At 71.6% G+C, this 1,759-nt stretch carries 2 protein-coding genes; both read left to right on the forward strand.

Annotation, left to right across the window (positions count from 1 at the left end):
* On the forward strand, nt 1–445 hold a 445-nt coding region (locus tag AB0M52_RS33685), incomplete at its 5' end, for a uroporphyrinogen-III synthase (RefSeq protein ID WP_363961904.1).
* Nucleotides 446–462: 17 nt separating this feature from the next.
* Nucleotides 463–1,446: a porphobilinogen synthase gene (gene hemB / locus AB0M52_RS33690; protein ID WP_363961906.1), complete on the forward strand. Its 984-nt coding sequence runs from the start codon at nt 463–465 to the stop codon at nt 1,444–1,446.
* Nucleotides 1,447–1,759 lie beyond the last annotated feature (313 nt).

Here is a 1,759-nt window from a genome sequence, read left to right on the forward strand (position 1 = left end):
CGGCCGGGTGCTGCTGCCGCGCGCTGACATCGCCACCGAGACGCTCGCCGCCGGGCTCACCGAGCGCGGCTGGGAGGTCGACGACGTGACCGCGTACCGGACGGTCCGGGCGGCCCCGCCGCCCGCCGAGATCCGGGACGCGATCAAGTCGGGCGGGTTCGACGCGGTGCTGTTCACCTCGTCCTCCACGGTCCGGAACCTGGTCGGCATCGCCGGCAAGCCGCACGCGCGTACCGTTGTCGCGGTCATCGGGCCCAAGACGGCGGAGACCGCGACGGAGTTCGGCCTGCGGGTCGACGTCCAGCCGCCGCACGCGTCGGTGCCCGACCTGGTGGAGGCGCTCGCCGGCTACGCCGTCGAGCTACGGGAGAAGCTCGCCGCGATGCCGGCGAAGCAGCGCCGCGGCTCGAAGGTGCAGGGGCCGACCGCGCTGAGGTTCCGGTAGTCGCTAGGGAGGATCGCATGCCGTACCCCGAGATCCGGCCCCGCCGGCTGCGCCGTACCGCGGCCATGCGCCGCCTGGTGTCCGAGACCCGCGTCGACCCGGCCGAGTTGGTCGTGCCGATGTTCGTCAAGGAGGGGCTGACCGAGCCGAGGGCGATCGCCTCGATGCCCGGGGTGCTCCAGCACTCGCGGGATTCGCTGCGCAAGGCGGCGGTGGAGGCGGTACAGGCCGGCATCGGCGGGATCATGCTGTTCGGGGTGCCGGCGTCGCGCGACGAGCGCGGCTCCGGCGGCCTCGACCCGGGCGGCATCCTCAACGTCGCGATCCGTGACGTGGTCGCCGAGGTGGGCGACGCCACCGTGGTGATGAGCGATCTCTGCCTGGACGAGTTCACCTCGCACGGGCACTGCGGGCTGCTGACCCCCGACGGTTCGGTGGACAACGACGCCACCCTCGCCGCGTACGCCGAGATGGCGGTGGCCCAGGCCGCCGCCGGGGTCGGGGTGGTCGGGCCGTCGGGGATGATGGACGGCCAGGTCGGCGTGGTACGCCGCGCGCTCGACGCGGCCGGCCACACCGACGTGGCCGTGCTGGCGTACGCGGTCAAGTACGCCTCGGCGTTCTTCGGCCCCTTCCGCGACGCGGTGGAGTCGGCGCTGGAGGGGGATCGGCGGACCTACCAGCAGGACCCGGCGAACCTGCGCGAGTCGCTGCGCGAGGTCGAGCTGGACGTCGCCGAAGGCGCCGACATGGTGATGGTCAAGCCGGCCCTGCCGTACCTCGACGTGGTCTCGGCGGTCCGGGCAGCGGTGGACGTCCCGGTCGCCGCCTACCAGGTCTCCGGCGAGTACGCGATGGTCGAGGCGGCCGCCGCGAACGGCTGGATCGACCGGGAGCGCGTGATCATGGAGACGCTCACCTCGATCCGCCGAGCGGGTGCCCAGATCATCCTCACCTACTGGGCCGTCGAGGCGGCCCAGCTGCTCCGCCAGCGCTACTGAGTCAGTCTCAGGCCCGCGACGCGACAAGGCGCGCCGGCACCGCAACGCTCCACGCCGTCGCACTGGGTATCGACCCGCCGACCCCCACACCTTCCTCCGTACTCCCCTTTGCTTTCCTTCAACCCACGCAACAGTCGCGGTCTGTAACCACCCACCGTCCCCGTGGTCGAGCTTTGCTGCGGTGAAGACCCTGTTCAGGGTCCATCGCGTGGGTTGATGCAGAGCAAAGACATCCCAGGTGCTTGGATGTCAAGCGGTGGCGTGGTTGGGGTGGTGTGACCAGGCGGTCGTCTCGTCGTAGACGGTGTTGGTC

Origin of the sequence: Micromonospora sp. NPDC051296 (assembly GCF_040682255.1) — a bacterium.
Lineage (GTDB): Bacteria > Actinomycetota > Actinomycetes > Mycobacteriales > Micromonosporaceae > Micromonospora > Micromonospora craterilacus.

Bases quoted from the DNA above. Each gene is read 5' to 3' on its own strand.
- hemB (WP_363961906.1), top strand. From the start codon at position 463: ATGCCGTACCCCGAGATCCGGCCCCGCCGGCTGCGCCGTACCGCGGCC.